The 19,962-nt window shown below is 54.4% G+C and carries 20 protein-coding genes; 12 read left to right on the forward strand and 8 right to left on the reverse strand.

Annotated features, from left to right (window positions below):
• Positions 1-2 precede the first annotated feature (2 nt).
• From lpxA to tilS, 8 genes are all read left to right on the forward strand, one after another.
• Positions 3-791 carry an acyl-ACP--UDP-N-acetylglucosamine O-acyltransferase gene (gene lpxA, locus AK59_RS0121760; protein WP_013095662.1) on the forward strand — a complete coding sequence of 263 codons (789 nt, stop codon included), beginning with the start codon at positions 3-5 and terminating at the stop codon, positions 789-791.
• Entirely contained in the window at positions 791-1,939 is a 1,149-nt protein-coding gene (gene lpxB, locus AK59_RS0121765; protein WP_013095663.1) for a lipid-A-disaccharide synthase, read from the forward strand. Before lpxA ends, lpxB begins: the two co-directional genes overlap by 1 nt.
• Complete coding sequence (rnhB, locus tag AK59_RS0121770) at positions 1,936-2,532, forward strand: ribonuclease HII (RefSeq protein ID WP_013095664.1); 597 nt, start codon at positions 1,936-1,938, stop codon at positions 2,530-2,532. Before lpxB ends, rnhB begins: the two co-directional genes overlap by 4 nt.
• A 38-nt stretch (positions 2,533-2,570) precedes the next feature.
• A complete protein-coding gene (dnaE, locus tag AK59_RS0121775; RefSeq protein WP_029883818.1) occupies positions 2,571-6,053 on the forward strand; it encodes a DNA polymerase III subunit alpha in 3,483 nt (1,160 codons plus the stop codon).
• Between the two features lie 12 nt (positions 6,054-6,065).
• A complete protein-coding gene (gene accA, locus AK59_RS0121780; protein WP_013095666.1) occupies positions 6,066-7,025 on the forward strand; it encodes an acetyl-CoA carboxylase carboxyl transferase subunit alpha in 960 nt (319 codons plus the stop codon).
• A gap of 100 nt (positions 7,026-7,125) precedes the next feature.
• On the forward strand, positions 7,126-9,258 hold the full coding sequence (locus tag AK59_RS0121785; RefSeq protein ID WP_029883819.1) for a lysine decarboxylase LdcC: 2,133 nt from the start codon (positions 7,126-7,128) through the stop codon (positions 9,256-9,258).
• A gap of 65 nt (positions 9,259-9,323) precedes the next feature.
• Positions 9,324-9,713 (forward strand): VOC family protein, encoded by a 390-nt coding sequence (locus tag AK59_RS0121790; protein ID WP_013095668.1) that lies wholly within the window; start codon positions 9,324-9,326, stop codon positions 9,711-9,713.
• Between the two features lie 58 nt (positions 9,714-9,771).
• On the forward strand, positions 9,772-11,058 hold the full coding sequence (gene tilS, locus AK59_RS0121795; RefSeq protein ID WP_029883820.1) for a tRNA lysidine(34) synthetase TilS: 1,287 nt from the start codon (positions 9,772-9,774) through the stop codon (positions 11,056-11,058).
• Between the two features lie 28 nt (positions 11,059-11,086).
• Here the strand turns inward: tilS and rof are convergent, their stop codons facing one another.
• Together rof and AK59_RS01000000123935 are read right to left on the reverse strand one after the other, a co-directional pair.
• On the reverse strand, positions 11,087-11,347 hold the full coding sequence (gene rof, locus AK59_RS0121800) for a Rho-binding antiterminator (RefSeq protein WP_014830722.1): 261 nt from the start codon (positions 11,345-11,347) through the stop codon (positions 11,087-11,089).
• A complete protein-coding gene (locus AK59_RS01000000123935) occupies positions 11,334-11,534 on the reverse strand; it encodes a YaeP family protein (RefSeq protein ID WP_008501889.1) in 201 nt (66 codons plus the stop codon). The genes rof and AK59_RS01000000123935 overlap by 14 nt, the downstream gene beginning before the upstream one ends.
• A gap of 196 nt (positions 11,535-11,730) precedes the next feature.
• On the opposite strand from AK59_RS01000000123935, the gene AK59_RS0121805 reads away from it, so the two are divergent.
• The 3 genes from AK59_RS0121805 to nlpE are packed head-to-tail and all read left to right on the forward strand — an operon-like array spanning position 11,731 to position 13,427.
• Positions 11,731-12,276: a YaeQ family protein gene (locus AK59_RS0121805; RefSeq protein WP_020688556.1), complete on the forward strand. Its 546-nt coding sequence runs from the start codon at positions 11,731-11,733 to the stop codon at positions 12,274-12,276.
• Positions 12,273-12,695 (forward strand): alternative ribosome rescue aminoacyl-tRNA hydrolase ArfB, encoded by a 423-nt coding sequence (gene arfB, locus AK59_RS0121810; protein WP_020688557.1) that lies wholly within the window; start codon positions 12,273-12,275, stop codon positions 12,693-12,695. The genes AK59_RS0121805 and arfB overlap by 4 nt, the downstream gene beginning before the upstream one ends.
• Positions 12,696-12,728: 33 nt before the next feature.
• On the forward strand, positions 12,729-13,427 hold the full coding sequence (gene nlpE / locus AK59_RS0121815; RefSeq protein WP_013095674.1) for an envelope stress response activation lipoprotein NlpE: 699 nt from the start codon (positions 12,729-12,731) through the stop codon (positions 13,425-13,427).
• Positions 13,428-13,475: 48 nt separating this feature from the next.
• Here nlpE and proS read toward each other — a convergent pair whose 3' ends face one another.
• From proS to metN, 6 genes are all read right to left on the reverse strand, one after another.
• Positions 13,476-15,194, reverse strand: coding sequence for a proline--tRNA ligase (gene proS / locus AK59_RS0121820; RefSeq protein ID WP_020688559.1), 1,719 nt, complete (start codon positions 15,192-15,194; stop codon positions 13,476-13,478).
• Between the two features lie 112 nt (positions 15,195-15,306).
• Entirely contained in the window at positions 15,307-16,014 is a 708-nt protein-coding gene (gene tsaA, locus AK59_RS0121825) for a tRNA (N6-threonylcarbamoyladenosine(37)-N6)-methyltransferase TrmO (RefSeq protein WP_029883821.1), read from the reverse strand.
• Positions 16,011-16,415 (reverse strand): Rcs stress response system protein RcsF, encoded by a 405-nt coding sequence (rcsF, locus tag AK59_RS0121830; RefSeq protein WP_023621752.1) that lies wholly within the window; start codon positions 16,413-16,415, stop codon positions 16,011-16,013. Before rcsF ends, tsaA begins: the two co-directional genes overlap by 4 nt.
• Before the next feature lie 106 nt (positions 16,416-16,521).
• Entirely contained in the window at positions 16,522-17,337 is an 816-nt protein-coding gene (metQ, locus tag AK59_RS0121835; protein ID WP_013095678.1) for a methionine ABC transporter substrate-binding lipoprotein MetQ, read from the reverse strand.
• Between the two features lie 41 nt (positions 17,338-17,378).
• Positions 17,379-18,032: a methionine ABC transporter permease MetI gene (locus AK59_RS0121840; protein ID WP_003856130.1), complete on the reverse strand. Its 654-nt coding sequence runs from the start codon at positions 18,030-18,032 to the stop codon at positions 17,379-17,381.
• Positions 18,025-19,056, reverse strand: a complete 1,032-nt coding sequence (metN, locus tag AK59_RS0121845; protein WP_029883822.1) for a methionine ABC transporter ATP-binding protein MetN — start codon at positions 19,054-19,056, stop codon at positions 18,025-18,027. Before metN ends, AK59_RS0121840 begins: the two co-directional genes overlap by 8 nt.
• Before the next feature lie 188 nt (positions 19,057-19,244).
• Here metN and gmhB point away from each other — a divergent pair, with 188 nt between their 5' ends.
• Positions 19,245-19,811, forward strand: coding sequence for a D-glycero-beta-D-manno-heptose 1,7-bisphosphate 7-phosphatase (gene gmhB, locus AK59_RS0121850; RefSeq protein ID WP_013095680.1), 567 nt, complete (start codon positions 19,245-19,247; stop codon positions 19,809-19,811).
• Positions 19,812-19,962 lie beyond the last annotated feature (151 nt).

A 19,962-nucleotide genomic window follows, 5' to 3' on the forward strand; every position in this document is an offset into this window, starting at 1 on the left:
ACGTGATTGATAAATCTGCCTTTATTCATCCTACCGCTATTGTGGAAACCGGCGCCATTATTGGTGCTAATGTCCACATTGGCCCGTTCTGTATTGTTGGTCCCCATGTCGAAATTGGTGAGGGTACAGTACTGAAATCTCACGTTGTCGTGAATGGTCATACGACCATTGGCAGCAACAATGAGATCTATCAGTTCGCCTCCATCGGCGAAGTTAACCAGGATTTAAAATATGCTGGTGAGTCGACCCGTCTGGAAATTGGCGATCGTAACCGTATCCGCGAAAGCGTCACCATTCATCGTGGAACAGTACAGGGTGGTGGGTTGACGAAGGTGGGCAGCGATAACCTGTTTATGGTTAATGCGCACATCGCGCACGACTGTACCGTAGGTGACCGCTGTATTCTTGCCAACAACGCAACGCTGGCAGGACACGTATCGGTTGATGATTTCGCAATTATTGGCGGTATGACCGCAGTCCATCAGTTCTGCATCATTGGTGCACACGTGATGGTCGGCGGATGCTCCGGTGTGGCGCAGGACGTCCCACCGTATGTAATTGCGCAGGGCAACCATGCCACGCCATTCGGCGTGAACATCGAAGGCCTCAAGCGTCGTGGCTTTAGTCGCGAAGCGATTACGGCTATCCGCAACGCGTATAAGTTACTGTACCGTAGCGGCAAAACGCTGGAAGAGGCGAAGCCGGAAATTGCCGAACTGGCGGAAAAGCACCCTGAAGTGAACGCGTTCATGGAATTCTTTGACCGTTCCACAAGGGGTCTGATTCGTTAATGGTCGACAGTCGTCCGCTTACGATAGCCCTGGTCGCCGGAGAAACCTCCGGCGATATTCTTGGTGCCGGTCTTATCCGCGCGCTTAAGGCTCGCGTACCTGATGCTCGCTTTGTTGGCGTTGCAGGCCCGCTAATGCAGGCTGAAGGCTGCGAAGCCTGGTACGAAATGGAAGAGCTGGCCGTGATGGGCATTGTTGAGGTGCTGGGGCGACTGCGTCGTCTGCTGCATATCCGCGCCGATCTTACCCGCCGCTTCACCGAGCTCAAACCCGATGTCTTTGTCGGTATTGATGCGCCTGACTTCAACATTACCCTCGAAGGGAATCTGAAAAAGCAGGGCATTAAAACCATTCACTACGTCAGTCCGTCCGTCTGGGCGTGGCGACAGAAACGCGTTTTCAAAATCGGACGGTCAACCAATCTGGTGCTGGCTTTCCTGCCTTTCGAAAAAGCGTTTTACGACAAATTTAACGTTCCGTGCCGTTTTATCGGGCATACCATGGCGGATGCGATGCCGCTGGATCCGGATAAAAACGCAGCGCGTGACGTGCTGGGGATCCCTCACGATGCGCACTGTCTGGCTCTTCTGCCGGGTAGCCGTGGCGCAGAAGTAGAGATGCTTAGCGCGGACTTCCTGAAAACCGCGCAAATTCTGCGCGATACCTATCCCGATCTCGAAGTGGTTGTGCCGCTGGTGAACGCCAAACGCCGGGAGCAGTTTGAGCGTATCAAAGCCGAGGTTGCACCGGATCTTCACATCCATCTGCTGGATGGAAAAGGCCGTGAGGCGATGGTCGCGAGCGATGCAGCGCTGCTGGCCTCCGGTACGGCAGCTCTGGAGTGCATGCTGGCGAAATGTCCGATGGTGGTAGGCTATCGCATGAAGCCGTTCACCTTCTGGCTGGCTAAACGCCTGGTGAAGACGGAGTACGTTTCGCTGCCAAACCTGCTCGCCGGGCGTGAACTGGTGAAAGAGCTTCTGCAGGACGAGTGTCAGCCTCAGGCGCTGGCCGATGCGCTGCTACCGCTGCTTGCCAACGGCAAGACCAGCCACCAGATGCATGATACGTTCCGCGAACTGCATCAGCAGATCCGCTGTAATGCCGATGAGCAAGCGGCTGATGCGGTGCTGGAGTTAGCAAGATGATGGAATTTATTTATCCTCACACCCACCTTGTTGCGGGTGTGGACGAAGTGGGCCGTGGCCCGTTAGTGGGCGCTGTTGTGACCGCGGCGGTGATCCTCGATCCTGCCCGTCCGATTATCGGGTTGAATGACTCCAAAAAGCTTTCAGAAAAGCGCCGACTGGCGTTATTTGATGAGATTCAGGAAAAAGCATTAGCCTGGAGCCTTGGGCGTGCTGAACCGCATGAAATTGACGAGCTGAACATCCTGCATGCCACAATGCTGGCGATGCAGCGTGCGGTGGCGGGGCTGAAAATTGCCCCGGAGTATGTTCTTATTGACGGCAACCGTTGCCCTGCATTACCTGTGCCTTCCATGGCGGTAGTAAAAGGGGATAGCCGGGTCGCGGAAATCAGTGCGGCTTCTATTATTGCCAAAGTGACTCGCGATGCTGAAATGGCCGCGCTGGATCTCACTTACCCTCAGTATGGCTTCGCTCAGCATAAAGGGTATCCTACAGCCTTCCACCTGGAAAAGCTGGCTGAACATGGCGCAACCGAGCATCACCGGCGCAGTTTTGGCCCGGTGAAACGCGCGCTGGGACTGGTGTCCTGAATCAATACGCAAGCAATTAAGTAACGCGGAATCTGAAGATGGCTGAACCACGTTTCGTACACCTGCGGGTGCATAGCGACTACTCCATGATCGATGGGCTGGCGAAAACCGGGCCGCTGGTAAAAAAGGCGGCCTCACTGGGTATGCCTGCGCTGGCGATCACCGATTTTACCAACCTGTGTGGTCTGGTGAAGTTCTACGGAACGGCGCATGGCGCGGGGATGAAACCCATCGTCGGAGCTGATTTTCATGTGCAGAGCGAACTGCTCGGCGACGAAATGACGCAAATTTCCGTGTTAGCGATGAACAACACGGGTTATCAGAATCTCACCCTGCTTATCTCCAAAGCCTACCAGCGAGGCTACGGCGCCCTGGGGCCATGGATTGACCGGGAGTGGCTGGCGGAGCTGAACGAAGGGTTATTGCTGATCTCCGGCGGCCGCATGGGTGATGTGGGCAAATGCCTGCTGCGCGGCAATAGTGCGCTGGTGGATCAGTGCGTATCATTCTATGAAGAGTACTTCCCGGATCGTTATTATCTGGAGCTGATCCGCACCGGCCGCCCGGATGAAGAGAGTTATCTCCATGCCGCTGTCGCGCTTGCGGAAGCGCGCGGGCTGCCCGTGGTGGCAACCAACGATGTACGCTTCCTTGAGGCCGGGGATTTCGACGCTCATGAGATTCGCGTGGCGATCCATGATGGCTTCACTCTCGACGATCCCAAGCGCCCGCGTAATTATTCTGCTCAGCAGTACATGCGCAGCGAAGAGGAGATGTGTGAACTCTTCTCTGACATCCCGGAAGCGCTGGAAAACAGCGTTGAAATCGCCAAGCGCTGTAACGTTACCGTGCGTTTGGGTGAGTATTTCCTGCCGCAGTTCCCGACCGGGGAAATGACCACGGAAGACTTCCTGGTCATGAAATCCAAAGAAGGTCTGGAAGAACGTCTTGAATTCCTTTTCCCGGATGAAGAAGAGCGCAAAAAACGTCGTCCGGAGTATGACGAGCGCCTGGATATTGAACTTCAGGTTATCAACCAGATGGGCTTCCCGGGCTACTTCCTGATCGTAATGGAGTTTATCCAGTGGTCGAAGGATAACGGCGTGCCGGTTGGTCCAGGACGTGGTTCCGGTGCCGGGTCACTGGTGGCCTATGCGCTTAAGATCACTGACCTCGACCCGCTGGAATTTGACCTGCTGTTCGAACGTTTCCTTAACCCGGAACGTGTTTCCATGCCCGACTTCGACGTCGACTTCTGTATGGAAAAACGTGACCAGGTTATTGAGCACGTGGCGGATATGTATGGCCGTGACGCGGTATCGCAGATCATTACCTTCGGTACGATGGCGGCGAAAGCGGTTATCCGCGACGTGGGCCGCGTGCTGGGGCATCCGTACGGCTTCGTCGATCGCATCTCTAAGCTGGTGCCGCCCGATCCGGGGATGACGCTGGCAAAAGCGTTTGAAGCCGAGCCGCAGCTGCCGGAAATCTACGAAGCTGACGAAGAAGTCAAAGCGCTGATTGACATGGCGCGTAAGCTGGAAGGCGTCACGCGTAACGCCGGTAAACACGCGGGTGGTGTGGTTATCGCCCCGACCAAAATTACCGACTTTGCGCCGCTCTATTGTGACGAAGCGGGGCAGCACCCGGTTACCCAGTTTGATAAGAACGACGTTGAATACGCCGGGCTGGTGAAATTCGACTTCCTCGGTCTGCGTACGCTTACCATCATCAACTGGGCGCTGGAGATGATCAACGCCCGCCGCGAGAAGAACGGCGAGCCGCCGCTGGATATCGCGGCCATCCCGCTGGATGACAAGAAAAGTTTCGACATGCTGCAGCGCTCGGAGACCACCGCGGTCTTCCAGCTTGAATCCCGTGGCATGAAAGATCTGATTAAACGTCTGCAGCCTGACTGCTTCGAAGATATGATCGCACTGGTGGCGCTGTTCCGTCCGGGACCGCTGCAGTCGGGGATGGTAGATAACTTTATCGACCGTAAGCATGGTCGGGAAGAGATTTCCTACCCGGACGTTCAGTGGCAGCACGAAAGCCTGAAGCCGGTACTGGAGCCAACCTACGGCATCATCCTGTATCAGGAACAGGTCATGCAGATTGCTCAGGTGCTCTCCGGCTATACCCTCGGCGGCGCGGATATGCTGCGTCGAGCAATGGGTAAGAAAAAGCCGGAGGAGATGGCCAAGCAGCGCTCTATTTTTGAAGATGGCGCGAAGAAAAACGGCATTGACGGCGAACTGGCAATGAAAATCTTCGACCTGGTGGAGAAATTCGCCGGGTACGGATTTAACAAATCGCACTCTGCCGCCTATGCTTTGGTGTCGTATCAAACCCTGTGGCTGAAGGCGCACTATCCCGCTGAATTTATGGCGGCGGTAATGACCGCCGATATGGATAACACCGAGAAGGTGGTTGGCCTGGTGGATGAGTGCTGGCGCATGGGACTGAAGATCCTGCCGCCGGACATTAACTCGGGTCTTTACCATTTCCACGTTAACGACGACGGAGAGATCGTGTACGGGATCGGCGCGATCAAAGGCGTAGGTGAAGGGCCGATCGAGGCGATCATCGAAGCGCGTAATAACGGTGGTTATTTCCGCGAGCTGTTTGATCTGTGCGCCCGCACCGATACCAAAAAACTGAACCGCCGCGTGCTGGAAAAACTGATTATGTCCGGTGCGTTCGACAGGCTGGGGCCGCACCGCGCCGCGCTGATGAACTCGCTTGGCGACGCGCTGAAAGCCGCGGATCAGCATGCAAAAGCGGAAGCCATTGGCCAGGCGGACATGTTCGGCGTGCTGGCGGAAGAGCCAGAGCAGATCGAGCAGTCTTACGCCAGCTGTCTGCCGTGGCCAGAACAGGTGGTGCTGGATGGTGAGCGTGAAACGTTAGGCTTGTACCTGACGGGGCACCCGATCAATCAGTACATCAAAGAAATTGAGCGCTATGTCGGAGGCTACAGGCTGAAAGACATGCATCCGACAGAACGTGGTAAAATCACCACGGCTGCGGGGCTCGTGATTGCTGCAAGGGTTATGGTCACCAAGCGCGGCAATCGTATCGGCATCTGTACCCTGGATGACCGTTCCGGGCGTCTGGAGGTGATGTTATTCACCGACGCGCTGGATAAATACCAGCAATTGCTGGAAAAAGACCGCATACTTATCGTCAGCGGACAGGTCAGCTTTGATGACTTCAGCGGGGGGCTTAAAATGACCGCCCGCGAAGTGATGGACATTGACGAAGCCCGGGAAAAATATGCTCGCGGGCTTGCTATCTCGCTGACGGACAGGCAAATTGATGACCAGCTTTTAAACCGACTCCGTCAGTCTCTGGAACCCCACCGCTCGGGGACAATTCCAGTACATCTCTACTATCAGAGGGCGGATGCACGTGCGCGGTTGCGCTTTGGTGCAACGTGGCGTGTCTCTCCGAGCGATCGTTTACTGAACGATCTCCGTGGCCTCATTGGTTCGGAGCAGGTGGAACTGGAGTTTGACTAATACAGGAATACTATGAGTCTGAATTTCCTTGATTTCGAACAGCCGATTGCTGAGCTGGAAGCGAAAATCGATTCTCTGACAGCGGTAAGCCGTCAGGATGAAAAACTGGATATTAACATCGACGAAGAAGTGCATCGTCTGCGCGAGAAAAGCGTAGAACTGACGCGCAAAATCTTTGCCGATCTCGGCGCATGGCAGATCGCCCAGTTGGCGCGTCACCCACAGCGTCCGTACACCCTGGATTATGTCCGCCTGGCGTTTGACGAATTTGACGAACTGGCAGGCGACCGCGCTTACGCTGACGATAAAGCTATCGTCGGTGGTATCGCTCGTCTGGATGGACGTCCGGTGATGATCATTGGCCATCAGAAAGGCCGTGAAACCAAAGAGAAGATCCGTCGTAACTTTGGTATGCCGGCACCAGAAGGCTACCGTAAAGCCCTGCGTCTGATGGAGATGGCTGAGCGTTTCAATATGCCCATCATCACCTTTATCGACACCCCGGGTGCTTACCCTGGCGTGGGCGCGGAAGAGCGCGGTCAGTCTGAAGCCATCGCACGTAACCTGCGTGAGATGTCTCGCCTGAAGGTGCCTGTCATCTGTACCGTTATTGGTGAAGGTGGTTCCGGTGGTGCGCTGGCGATTGGCGTGGGCGATAAAGTGAATATGCTGCAGTACAGCACCTATTCCGTTATCTCTCCGGAAGGGTGTGCCTCTATCCTGTGGAAGAGCGCCGATAAAGCGCCTCTGGCTGCAGAAGCGATGGGCATCATTGCCCCACGCCTGAAAGAGCTGAAGCTGATCGATACCGTCATCCCTGAGCCTCTGGGTGGTGCGCATCGTAAGCCGGAAGTGATGGCCGCTTCCCTGAAAGCGCAGCTGCTGGCCGATTTGGCGGACCTGGATGTGCTGAGCAAAGAAGACCTGCTCAATCGTCGTTACCAGCGTCTGATGACCTACGGTTACGCGTAAGCTTCACAATTATCTGAAAAGCCGCACACTGTTGCGGCTTTTTTTATACCTGCGGTTTACCCTGGCTATGCTTAGCTAATGTTTTTTAAGGAGGAAGCCCGTGAATATTATTGCCATTATGGGGCCACACGGCGTCTTTTATAAAGATGAGCCCATCAAGGAGCTGGAGCAGGCCCTGCAGTCACGTGGCTATCAGCTGATCTGGCCGCACAACAGCGCTGACCTGCTGAAGTTCATTGAGCACAACCCGCGGATCTGTGGCGTGATCTTCGACTGGGATGAGTACGACCTGGAGCTGTGCAGCGATATCAACAAGTTGAATGAATATCTCCCGCTGTATGCGTTTATCAATACCCACTCAACCATGGACGTCAGTGCCCAGGATATGCGGATGGCGCTGTGGTTTTTCGAATACTCACTCGGCGTGGCCGAAGATATTGCGGCCCGCATTCAGCAATATACCGGCGAGTATCTGGATAACATCACGCCGCCGTTTACCCGGGCGCTGTTTACCTATGTGAAGGAAGGGAAGTACACCTTTTGCACGCCTGGTCATATGGCGGGGACGGCTTATCAAAAAAGCCCGGTTGGCTGCCTGTTCTATGATTTCTTCGGCGGCAACACCCTGAAAGCGGATGTATCGATTTCGGTTACCGAGCTTGGCTCATTGCTGGATCACACCGGTCCACACCTGGAAGCCGAAGAGTACATTGCCCGCACCTTTGGGGCCGAGCAGAGCTATATGGTGACCAACGGTACGTCGACGTCAAACAAAATCGTCGGCATGTATGCCGCCCCGGCCGGAAGTACGTTACTCATCGACCGTAACTGCCATAAGTCGCTGGCGCATCTGCTAATGATGAGTGATGTCGTACCGCTCTGGCTGTCACCCACGCGTAACGCGCTGGGGATCCTGGGGGGAATTCCGCGCCGTGAATTCACCCATTCAGCCATAGAAAATAAGGTGGCGGCGATCCCCGGCGCAAGCTGGCCGATCCACGCGGTGATCACCAACTCCACCTATGACGGATTGCTGTATAACACCAACTGGATCAAACAGACGCTGGATGTTCCCTCGATCCACTTTGATTCCGCGTGGGTGCCTTATACCAATTTTCACCCCATCTACGCGGGTAAAAGCGGGATGAGTGGCGAACGCGTGCCGGGCAAAGTGTTTTTCGAAACGCAATCGACGCACAAAATGCTGGCAGCGTTTTCCCAGGCCTCGCTTATCCATATCAAAGGTGAATACGACGAAGAGACGTTTAACGAAGCGTTTATGATGCACACCACCACCTCACCAAGTTATCCGCTGGTGGCCTCCATTGAAACGGCTGCGGCGATGCTGCGCGGCAATCCGGGTAAACGTCTTATCAATCGCTCTGTGGAGCGCGCGCTGCATTTCCGCAAAGAGGTTCAGCGGTTAAAAGATGAGGCTGAGGGCTGGTTCTTTGATATCTGGCAGCCGGAAGAGATTGACGAGGCGGAGTGCTGGCCAGTCGCGCCGGGTGAGGAGTGGCATGGCTTCCGTGATGCCGATGCCGACCACATGTTCCTCGACCCGGTAAAAGTGACCATCCTGACGCCGGGCATGGATGAACAGGGCAACATGAGCGACGAAGGCATTCCGGCCGCGCTGGTGGCGAAATTCCTTGATGAGCGCGGCGTGGTGGTGGAGAAAACCGGACCGTATAACCTGTTGTTCCTGTTCAGCATTGGGATTGATAAAACCCGCGCGATGGGTCTGCTACGTGGGCTGATGGAGTTTAAGCGTGCGTACGATCTGAACCTGCGCGTGAAGAACATGCTGCCGGATCTCTATGCGGAGGATCCTGATTTTTATCGCAATATGCGTATACAGGATCTGGCCCAGGGGATCCACAAACTGATCCGCCAGCACGATCTGCCGCGCCTGATGCTGCAGGCGTTTGACGTCTTGCCTGAGATGAAATTGACGCCGCACAAAGCCTGGCAGCGACAGGTGAAAGGGGAGGTAGAAACCGTTGAGCTGGAAAATCTGGTAGGACGCGTCTCGGCCAATATGATCCTGCCTTATCCACCGGGCGTACCGCTGCTGATGCCGGGAGAGATGATCACCGAAGAGAGCCGTGCGGTGCTCGATTTTCTGCTGATGCTCTGTTCTGTGGGGCGTCACTACCCGGGCTTCGAGACGGATATCCACGGTGCGAAACGTGATGAAAATGGGGTTTACTGGGTGCGAGTCCTAAAATAAAGGTGGCTGCTTGCCAGGGGCGGGTTTTCGGTTGTAACGTTCAGGCATCATAAAAAGGAGAAGCTATGCTGGGTTTAAAACAGGTTCATCATATTGCGATCATTGCCACCGATTACGCCAAAAGTAAGGCCTTTTATTGCGACATTCTGGGCTTTACGCTGTTAAGCGAGGCCTATCGTGTGGAGCGCGACTCCTGGAAAGGCGATCTGGCATTAAACGGGCAGTATGTCATTGAACTGTTCTCTTTTCCTTTCCCGCCTGCGCGTCCGTCCCGTCCGGAAGCCTGCGGCCTGCGCCATCTGGCTTTTAGCGTGGATGATCTTGACCGTGCGGTAAAACATCTTGAAGAACATGGCGTGAAGTGCGAAGCGATTCGTGTCGATCCGTTTACCGACAAGCGTTTTACTTTTTTCAACGATCCGGACGGCCTTCCGCTGGAGCTTTACCAGCAGTAAGCGCCATCCTGTGTGATAATGCCCGCTCTGTTCGGGCATTTTTTATGTGTAATTCTCTATGACCCTACCCGCTATTGCGCAAGCCGTTTCACCGTACCGCCAGCTGCTGGTGGGATTTAGCGGTGGCCTGGATTCCACGGTGTTGCTCCATCGCCTCAAGCTCTGGCGCGATCAACAGCCTGACGTTCAGCTCCGGGCGATGCATATCCATCATGGGTTGAGTCCTCACGCCGACGCCTGGGTTGCGCACTGTGAAGCGGTGTGTTCCGCATGGGCGATCCCACTTGAGATTAAACGGGTGGTGCTCAGAGATGAGGGGCTCGGTATTGAAGCGCACGCGCGTAAAGCGCGCTATGCCGCATTTACCGCGGCATTACAGCCCGGTGAAGCGCTGGTCACGGCACAGCACCTTGACGACCAGTGCGAAACCTTTTTGCTGGCGTTAAAACGGGGAAGTGGTCCGGCGGGGCTCTCCGCCATGCCTGAACGCTCTGATTTTGCCGGGACGCAATTATTGCGTCCGCTGCTTGGCGAGTCGCGCGCATCGCTGGAAGCCTGGGCGCAGCAATATCAGCTGAGCTGGATTGAAGATGAGAGCAATCAGGACGATGGCTACGATCGTAATTTCCTGCGTCTGCGTGTTTTGCCGTTACTGACCGCACGCTGGCCGCACTTTGCAGACGCAACAGCACGAAGCGCCCTGCTGTGTGCCGAACAGGAGAGCCTGCTGGATGAACTGCTGAGTGAAGAACTGGCTGAACTGATTTCGGTAAACGGGGCGTTGGCGATCGCACCGCTGGAGGCGATGAGTCCGGTTCGTCGGGCCGCGCTGCTGCGCCGTTGGCTGGCCTCTCACCGTGCCACGATGCCATCGCGTGCCATGCTGGGACGTATCTGGGACGAAGTCGCCCAGGCGCGGGAGGATGCAACGCCGTGCGTGCACCTGAACGGTTTTGACGTCAGGCGCTATAAAGGCCAGCTGTGGCGGGTGAAATCAATCCCCTCGCTTGCAGATGTGGTGCTCGGCTGGCCATCGCCTGTGAAACCGCTGCTGTTGCCCTGGGATATGGGAAGCTTGTCTCTGGAGACGCCAGGCCATGTGCGTTTACCGAAAGCCGATGAACCGGTCACCGTGCGCTTTAAGGCCAGCGGTATGCTGCACATTGTCGGACGTAACGGTGGAAGGAAGCTCAAAAAAATCTGGCAGGAGTGCAATGTGCCGCCCTGGTTGCGCGATACCACGCCGTTACTTTTTTACGGTGAAACGCTGATTGCGGCGGCAGGGGTATTCATTACAGAAGAGGGCTGGGCAGAATCGGGCGTGAGTCTGGAGTGGAAAGCGTAACGGGCAGCCAGGCTGCCCGTTAGTGTCATCAGGATTCGCTCACCACGACGGTGCCGATTTGCGGGTGGCTGAAGCTGGCAATTTTGTCCAGGCGTAGCTCACGCGTCGCACCGGCGTCTTCCACTATCAGATATTCCACATTCTTACGTGAAACCAGGTCGCTGGCTTTCGCCTTCAACACTTCGCCATCTTTTAACTCCAGCGTCAGTATTAAATGATGCTGGCAGGCGAGTTCGAGGTTGTCATAGTCATCACAATTGATGGGTTGATAAGTATCATTCATCGACATAATCGCTCACCAGTAAATTCGCCGCAGCATACGCTGCTTTTTCCCTGACCGATTCTGAAAGGCTCTCATCAGAGGCCACTTCATTAAGCACTTTCAATACACAGCCCAACGCATCCGGGACATATCCCAGATCTCCGCTGGCGATTTCCGCATACCGTTTGCGAATTAGCTCACAATAATTATTCACATCCCCTCCCGCCAGCGCACTGACTTACTGTGAGATATCATTAAGCCTACGAAGATAAACTCGGTTTAGCAAGGTGACTATACCATACTCATTTAAGCAATATCAGAGCCTTGATGGCGCCGTATTCATCACGGCGTAACAGCCTTTTGCCACTGTTTTCGCTACAATGTGCGCCTGATTCGAAAGGAGCTCTCCCATGGCGCTGAAAGCGACAATTTATAAAGCGGTGGTCAATGTGGCTGACCTTGACCGCAACCAGTTTCTGGATGCGTCACTGACGCTGGCGCGTCACCCCTCTGAAACCCAGGAGCGCATGATGCTGCGCCTGCTGGCGTGGATTAAATATGCCGACGAGCGTCTGCAGTTTACCCGTGGCTTAAGCGCAGAAGACGAGCCGGAAGCCTGGCTGCGTAACGATCATCTGGGTATCGATTTATGGATTGAACTTGGTCTGCCGGATGAGCGCCGCCTCAAAAAGGCGTGTACCCAGTCTGCGGAAGTGGCGCTATTCGCGTACAACCAACGCGCTGCGGAAATCTGGTGGCAGCAAAACAAGAGCAAGTGCGGTCAGTTTAAAAACCTCACGGTCTGGTATCTGGATGATGAACAACTGGCGCAGCTGAGCGAATTTGCCAGCCGGACGATGACTCTGCAGGCGACGATCCAGGACGGCGCAATCTGGCTTTCTGACTCTCAGAATAATCTGGAAATTCATCTGACGGCGTGGCAGCCTGCTTCATGATCGTGTTGTCCCGAAACGTCAGCATCCCGGACAATGAGCTGGAGATCACCGCCATCCGTGCGCAGGGGGCGGGGGGACAGCACGTTAACAAGGCTTCAACCGCTATCCATTTGCGCTTTGACATTCGGGCCTCAAGCCTGCCAGAGTATTATAAGGAAAGTCTGCTCGCTGCCAGCCATCATCTGATCACCAGCGACGGTGTCATTGTGATCAAGGCGCAGGAGTACCGTAGCCAGGAGTTAAACCGGGAAGCGGCAATTGCCAGACTGGTGGCGGTGATAAAAGAATTAACTGCGGTGCAAAAAAGCCGTCGGGCAACGCGGCCAACCCGCGCATCGAAAGAGCGTCGGTTGTCGTCAAAGGCTCAGAAATCCACAGTGAAAGCACTACGCGGTAAAGTTCGTCGCCCTTTGGATTGACGAAAAGGAACACTATTTCATAAGGAATTCATTGTGAAAAAAGCATTATGGTCAGCGTTGGCAGTGAGTACGCTCTTTGCGCTTTTCGGATGTAACAACCGTTCGGAAACGCAGGTCCTGCAGCCAACGCAAAATGAAGAATTAAAGCCAATGCAGCAGAGCTGGCGCGGCGTCCTGCCTTGTGCCGACTGTGAAGGCATTGAGACGTCGCTGTTCCTGCAAAAAGACGGTACGTGGGTCATGAATCAGCGGTATCAGGGCGCGAAAGAACCCTCCTCTTTTGCGACTTACGGGACATGGGCACGCACGGCCGAGAAGCTGGTGTTGACCGATACGAGCGGTGAGAAAACGTATTTCCGCGCCAAAGGCGAGGGGATGGAGATGCTCGACCGTGAAGGCAACCCGATTGAATCCCAGTTCAACTACACGCTGGCTCCGGTGAAAGCGGCGCTGCCGGCCACGCCGATGCCGATGCGGGGCATGTATTTCTATATGGCTGATGCGGCCATCTTTACAGATTGCGCAACGGGTAAGAAAGTGAGCGTGGCGAACAATGCCCAGCTGGAACGAGATTATGCGGTCGCACGCGGAAATGACAGTAAGCCGGTATTATTGACGGTCGACGGTCACTTTACGCTGGAGCCAAACCCGGATAGCGGCGAGTTGGTGAAAACCCTTGTGGCAGATAAAGACGCGAAGTTCGCGGCAGGCAAAGACTGTAACAGTAAATAACGCTGGCTTTGCGCCATGAAAAAACCCCGCCTGAGCGGGGTTTTTTATTTAACCTTTGATGGCTTTTACCAGGTAATCAAGGATATCACCGGTCTTGATCATCTGTTTTTCGCCGCTACGACGGTATTTATATTCAATCTCGTCGCTGTCGAGGTTACGGTCACCGATAACGATGGTATGAGGAATACCAATCAGTTCCATATCAGCAAACATCACGCCCGGACGTTCTTTACGGTCGTCCATCAGCACTTCGATACCCTGCGCGCGCAGCTCTGCGTACAGTTTCTCAGCCAGCTCCTGCACACGGTAAGACTTGTGCATGTTCATTGGCAGGATCGCCACCTGGAACGGCGCGATGTTATCCGGCCAGACAATGCCACGCTCGTCGTAGTTCTGCTCAATCGCCGCAGCCACCACGCGCGTGACCCCGATACCGTAGCAACCCATGGTCAGGATCTGGTTACGGCCATCTTCACCCTGAACGGCAGCGTTCAGCGCACGGGAATATTTATCGCCCAGCTGGAAGATATGGCCCACTTCGATGCCGCGTTTAATCATCAGGGTGCCCTGGCCATCCGGGCTTGGATCGCCTGCAACGACGTTGCGGATATCCGCCACTTCTGGCGTTGCCACATCGCGATCCCAGTTGATGCCAAAGTAGTGTTTACCATCAATGTTAGCGCCTGCAGCGAAGTCGCTCATCGCCGCAACCGTGCGGTCAATCACAACAGGCACAGGCATATTCACCGGACCCAGAGAGCCTGGGCCTGCGTTTACGACGGCGCGGATTTCTGCTTCCGTTGCGAAGGTCAGTGGGCTGGCAACCTGTGGCAGCTTCTCAGCTTTCACTTCGTTCAGCTCGTGATCACCACGTACCAGCAGGGCAACCAGCGGATATGCACTGCCTTCAGTAGATTTCACCAGCAGCGTTTTAACGGTTTTTTCGATCGGCAGCGCAAACTGCTCAACCAGCTCGGCAATGGTTTTGGCATTTGGCGTGTCAACCAGCGTCATTTCCTGGGTTGCCGCGCCGCGTGGTTCTTTTGGTGCCAGTGCTTCAGCAAATTCAATGTTTGCCGCGTAGTCAGAGGAGTCAGAGAAGATCACATCGTCTTCACCACTCTGCGCCAGAACCTGGAACTCATGGGACGCGCTACCACCGATAGAGCCGGTATCGGCTTGCACAGCACGGAAATCCAGACCCATGCGGGAGAAGATTTTGCTGTAAGCCTCGTACATTTTGTCGTAGGTCTCTTGCAGAGATTCCTGAGAAGTATGGAAAGAGTAAGCATCTTTCATCAGGAATTCGCGAGAACGCATAACGCCGAAACGCGGGCGAACTTCGTCACGGAACTTGGTCTGGATCTGGAAGAAGTTCAGCGGCAGCTGTTTGTAAGAGCTCAGCTCATTGCGAATCAGATCGGTGATCACTTCTTCATGCGTCGGGCCGAGGACGAACGGACGCTCGCCACGGTCAACGAAGCGCAGCAGTTCAGGGCCATATTGCTCCCAACGGCCGCTCTCCTGCCACAGGTCAGCGGGCTGAACCACGGGCATGGACACCTCGATAGCACCGGCGTTATTCATCTCTTCACGCACGATGTTTTCGACTTTTTTCAGGACGCGCACGCCGGTCGGCAGCCAGGTGTACAACCCGGAGGCCAGCTTGCGGATCATCCCGGCGCGCAGCATCAGCTGGTGGCTGATGACTTCGGCGTCGGCAGGTGTCTCCTTCAGTGTGGAGAGCAGATATTGGCTAGTACGCATGTTGTTACGGTTCCATTTCGACGATTGGAACAGGCTGAAACGCCAGCCTGACACAAAAAAAGTGGTTTAGTTTACCAGTGTGGCAAAGATGCCAAAAGAGAGGAGAAGAAAATTACCTGGGTTCCAGGGCAAACACTTCAAAACCGGTCTCTGTCACGCGCCAGCGGACATTAAAATCCAGCAGCCAGACGGCGTAGGTTTTCCCGGCTTCCTCTTCTTTACGGTAGGCTGGACGCGGATCCTGCGCCAGAACATCTACGATAAAGTCCCGCAAACGGGGATAGCGCTTTTCCAGTTGGCCAAGTTGCGTAAGCAGTTCTGGCGTAAAGTGAACAGGCATATCCGCCTGCGGTGCTTGCTGGGCGTAGCTGGCCCGGGCATCTGGCAACGCTTCGGCAAAAGGCAGATAGGGTTTAATGTCGATAACCGGGGTGCCATCAACCAGGTCAAGGCTGCCTAACTCCAGTATCACCTGATCTTTCTGACAGCGTATATCTTTCAGTTCAACCAGCGACATGCCGATCGGGTTTGGACGAAAGGTTGAGCGGGTCGCGAATACCCCCATCCGGGCATTTCCGCCCAGACGAGGAGGGCGCACCGTAGGACGCCAGCCACCGTCCATCGTCTGGTGAAACACAAAAACAACCCATAAATGGCTGAACGCCTCAAGCCCGCGCACCGCATCGGCCTGATTATAGGGCGCAATCAAGTGAAGTTCACCGCTGCCGCTGGTGACCAGACCCGGCTGGCGTGGTACGGCAAACTTCTCTTTGTAAGGAGAGCGGATAACGCCTATCTGTTCGAAATGAAAGGCACTCATTTCGCCGAAATGGTCAGCGCCGAACCAATACACACCGCCTGACGATAGCAGCCGGGTGTCCCGCTGGTGACTTCACAGCTGTGCAACAGTACCGCGTTAGCTTTCATTTTGGCCGCGTTGATCTGCATACGTTTACGGGCTGTCGGAATGTTGGGTGGGGAGTCCTGATTGGTAGCCTGACAGGATTCACCGCTCACCTCACCGAGCTCACGGAAAGGCTTGCCCACGAGGTCGTCGGCTTTGGTAATGATACGTACCGGCGCAGGGCGAGGCGCTTTAGGTTTAACGGGCTCTGCTTTTGGCGGGGTTGCAGTGCTTTGAACGGGTTCAACTGGAGATCTGCTTAGCATAGAACAGCCGCTCAGCATCAGTGCTAAAAGACAGATCGGTAAAGCACGCATAATAATTCCTCAGTGGATAATCAAAACGTCAGATATTGAATCAGTTGACTGCACAAATGACAAGACGGGCAGAAGCCCGTCTTGATGATATTACACTGAGGTCAGATTACCAGCCTTTAACCGCGCCGCCGTTAAACACTTTATTGGCTTCCTGGTAAACTTCTTCAGACTGATAAGCCTGAACGAATTTCTTCACGTTTTCCGCGTCTTTGTTGTCTTCACGGGTCACGATCAGGTTAACGTACGGGGAATCTTTGTCTTCAACAAAGATGCCGTCTTTTGCCGGGGTCAGACCAATCTGGCTGGCGTAGGTAGTGTTGATAACAGCCAGGGCGATCTGCGCATCGTCCAGAGAGCGTGGCAGCTGTGGCGCTTCCAGCTCAACAATTTTCAGATTTTTCGGATTCTCGGTCACGTCGAGAACGGTCGGCAGCAGGCCAACGCCGTCTTTCAGTTTAATCAGGCCCACTTTCTGCAGCAGCAGCAGGGAGCGGCCCAGGTTAGTTGGATCGTTTGGCACAGCAACCTGAGAGCCTGGCTGCAGTTCGTCCAGCGATTTAATCTTCTTGGAGTAGCCCGCGATTGGGTAAACGAAGGTGTTACCCACCGCAACCAGTTTGTAGCCGCGATCCTTAATCTGCTGATCCAGGTACGGTTTGTGCTGGAAGGCGTTGGCGTCAATATCGCCTTTGCTCAGCGCTTCGTTCGGCAGAACGTAATCGTTGAAGGTCACCAGCTCAACATCAAGGCCATACTTCTCTTTTGCCACTTTCTGAGCGGTTTCAGCAACCTGCTGTTCTGCACCCACGATAACGCCCACTTTAATGTGGTTGGGATCTTTTTCGTCCTGACCACAACCCACCAGTGCCAGAGAGCCGATCAGCGCGCCTGCTGCAGCAAAGGTCTTTAATTTAAACGCCATGTTTTTATCCTTAACTCGTCGAGTTTGTGTTGTGTGTAACGTTATTTGTGCGTAACAGCCCGGACGATGCGATCGCCAGAGAACTGGATGAGATAAACCAGTACAACCAGCAATACCAGAACGGTATTCATTACGGTAGCGTTATAACCAATATAGCCGTACTGGTAACCAATCTGGCCTAAACCGCCAGCGCCAACGGCACCGCCCATCGCGGAATAACCGACCAGGGTGATAAGCGTAATGGTTGCCGCATTCACCAGGCCTGGCAGTGCTTCCGGCAGCAGAACCTTGCGCACGATCTGCATCGGTGTGGCGCCCATTGCGCGGGAAGCTTCGATCAACCCGGTTGGAATTTCAAGCAGGGCGTTTTCCACCATACGCGCGATAAACGGCGCGGCGCCGACCGTCAGGGGAACAATGGCCGCCTGCAGACCAATAGAGGTGCCGACAATCACGCGGGTGAATGGAATCATCCATACCAGCAGAATAATAAACGGGATAGAACGGAAGATATTCACCAGCGCAGAGAGCGTACGGTACAACTTCGCGTTCTCAATGATTTGACCCGGACGCGTCACGTACAGCAGTACGCCGACCGGCAGGCCAATCACAAAACCAAAGAAACCGGATACAAAGGTCATTGCCAGCGTTTCCCAAACGCCGCGAACCAGCAGCCACATCATCGGCTCAGACATAACCCAGTACCTCTATTTTTACGTGATGTTCTTGCAGCCAGGCAATTGCCGCCTGGGTTTCTTCTTGTGTGCCGTGCATTTCCGTCAGCATGATGCCGAACTTCACGCCGCCGGCGTAATCCATCTGCGCGCTGATGATGTTGTTGTTCACATTGAAGCGGCGCGCGGTTTCGGAAAGCAGCGGGGCATCAACGGACTGACCGGTGAACTCCATTCGCAGCATCGGGACGCTGTTCGTCGTGGGTTCGGTTTTCAAACGCTCCAGATAATCTTCCGGAATATCCAGATGCAGTGTGGACTGAATAAATTGCTGCGCCAGCGGGGTCTTAGGATGTGAAAACACTTCACTTACCGTGTCCTGCTCAATCAGTTCACCGTTGCTGATCACGGCAACACAGTCACAGATGCGTTTTACGACATCCATCTCGTGCGTAATAAGGAGGATCGTCAGGCCGAGACGACGGTTAATGTCTTTCAGCAGTTCCAGAATAGAACGGGTGGTGGCCGGGTCTAATGCGCTGGTGGCTTCATCGCACAGCAGCACTTTGGGATTGCTTGCCAGCGCACGGGCAATGGCTACACGCTGTTTTTGTCCGCCAGACAGATTAGCCGGGTAGCTATCATGTTTATCACCCAGACCCACGAGATCCAGCAGCTCGGTTACGCGACGCTTAACCTCATCTTTAGGCGTGTTGTCGAGCTCCAGCGGTAAGGCGACGTTGCCGAACACCGTGCGTGACGCCAGCAGGTTAAAGTGCTGGAAAATCATGCCAATCTGGCGACGCGCTTTGGTCAGTTCTTTTTCTGAGAGCGCGGTCAGTTCTTGTCCGCCAACTTCTACGCTGCCCTGGGTTGGGCGCTCAAGCAGGTTAACACAACGGATCAGTGTACTTTTACCTGCACCCGATGCGCCAATGACGCCATAAATCTGACCAGCAGGAACATGCAGGCTGACATTGTTCAGCGCCTGAATGGTTCGGTTCCCCTGCTGGAACACTTTGGTGATATTGGAAAGTTTAATCATTAGATTATTTTTATCGTATGTAAGTTAGCCGTGGCATTTTCGTCTGCCAGATACGGGTGATGCCCGTAAACAAAACGGATGTTAAGGCATCCAGACGTCTAAATCAATCCAACTCTGTGCGATGAGCACTTTATTGCGCTGCGATTCATGAGATACTAGCTGAACACGCCTTTTTCAGGAGCAAACCGGTGGCAAAATCAGTACCCGCAATTTTTCTCGATCGTGATGGCACTATTAATGTGGATCACGGTTATGTTCACGAGATTGACGAGTTCGAATTTATCGAAGGCGTTATCGATGCCATGCGCCAGCTAAAAGAGATGGGCTATGCGCTGGTGGTTGTCACCAACCAGTCTGGTATCGCGCGTGGCAAATTTACCGAAGCGCAATTCGAAACGCTGACGGAATGGATGGACTGGTCTCTTGCCGACCGCGGTGTTGATCTTGATGGCATCTATTATTGTCCTCATCACCCGCAGGGAACGGTAGAAGAGTATCGCCAGACCTGTGATTGCCGTAAGCCGCACCCGGGGATGTTTATCTCGGCGCAGGAATTTCTGCATATTGATATGGCCGCTTCTTATATGGTGGGCGATAAAATGGAAGATATGCAGGCGGCAACCGCGGCGGGTGTGGGTACCAAAGTATTAGTTCGCACCGGCAAACCCGTGACGCCAGAAGCAGAGACTGCAGCGGATTGGGTGATTAATAGCCTGGCCGATCTGCCTGAAGCGATCAAAAAGCACCAAAAATAGGCTTTTTGGCGAAAAGATGAGCGGTTGAAATAAAAATGCATATTTCCGCTTGTCATTCCCCGGAGGCCCCCTATAATGCGCCTCCATCGACACGGCGGATGTGAATCACTTCACAAACAACCCGGTCGGTTGAAGAGAAAAAAACCTGAAA

The organism is Enterobacter sp. T1-1, from assembly GCF_000710795.1.
GTDB lineage: Bacteria > Pseudomonadota > Gammaproteobacteria > Enterobacterales > Enterobacteriaceae > Enterobacter > Enterobacter cloacae.

Excerpts from the sequence above, each read along its gene's own strand:
- lpxB (WP_013095663.1), top strand. The coding sequence starts at position 791 with ATGGTCGACAGTCGTCCGCTTACGATAGCCCTGGTCGCCGGAGAAACC.
- rnhB (WP_013095664.1), top strand. The coding sequence starts at position 1,936 with ATGATGGAATTTATTTATCCTCACACCCACCTTGTTGCGGGTGTGGAC.
- dnaE (WP_029883818.1), top strand. The coding sequence starts at position 2,571 with ATGGCTGAACCACGTTTCGTACACCTGCGGGTGCATAGCGACTACTCC.
- accA (WP_013095666.1), top strand. The coding sequence starts at position 6,066 with ATGAGTCTGAATTTCCTTGATTTCGAACAGCCGATTGCTGAGCTGGAA.
- AK59_RS0121790 (WP_013095668.1), top strand. The coding sequence starts at position 9,324 with ATGCTGGGTTTAAAACAGGTTCATCATATTGCGATCATTGCCACCGAT.
- tilS (WP_029883820.1), top strand. The coding sequence starts at position 9,772 with ATGACCCTACCCGCTATTGCGCAAGCCGTTTCACCGTACCGCCAGCTG.
- rof (WP_014830722.1), bottom strand. The coding sequence starts at position 11,347 with ATGTCGATGAATGATACTTATCAACCCATCAATTGTGATGACTATGAC.
- AK59_RS0121805 (WP_020688556.1), top strand. The coding sequence starts at position 11,731 with ATGGCGCTGAAAGCGACAATTTATAAAGCGGTGGTCAATGTGGCTGAC.
- arfB (WP_020688557.1), top strand. The coding sequence starts at position 12,273 with ATGATCGTGTTGTCCCGAAACGTCAGCATCCCGGACAATGAGCTGGAG.
- proS (WP_020688559.1), bottom strand. The coding sequence starts at position 15,194 with ATGCGTACTAGCCAATATCTGCTCTCCACACTGAAGGAGACACCTGCC.
- tsaA (WP_029883821.1), bottom strand. The coding sequence starts at position 16,014 with ATGAGTGCCTTTCATTTCGAACAGATAGGCGTTATCCGCTCTCCTTAC.
- rcsF (WP_023621752.1), bottom strand. The coding sequence starts at position 16,415 with ATGCGTGCTTTACCGATCTGTCTTTTAGCACTGATGCTGAGCGGCTGT.
- metQ (WP_013095678.1), bottom strand. The coding sequence starts at position 17,337 with ATGGCGTTTAAATTAAAGACCTTTGCTGCAGCAGGCGCGCTGATCGGC.
- AK59_RS0121840 (WP_003856130.1), bottom strand. The coding sequence starts at position 18,032 with ATGTCTGAGCCGATGATGTGGCTGCTGGTTCGCGGCGTTTGGGAAACG.
- metN (WP_029883822.1), bottom strand. The coding sequence starts at position 19,056 with ATGATTAAACTTTCCAATATCACCAAAGTGTTCCAGCAGGGGAACCGA.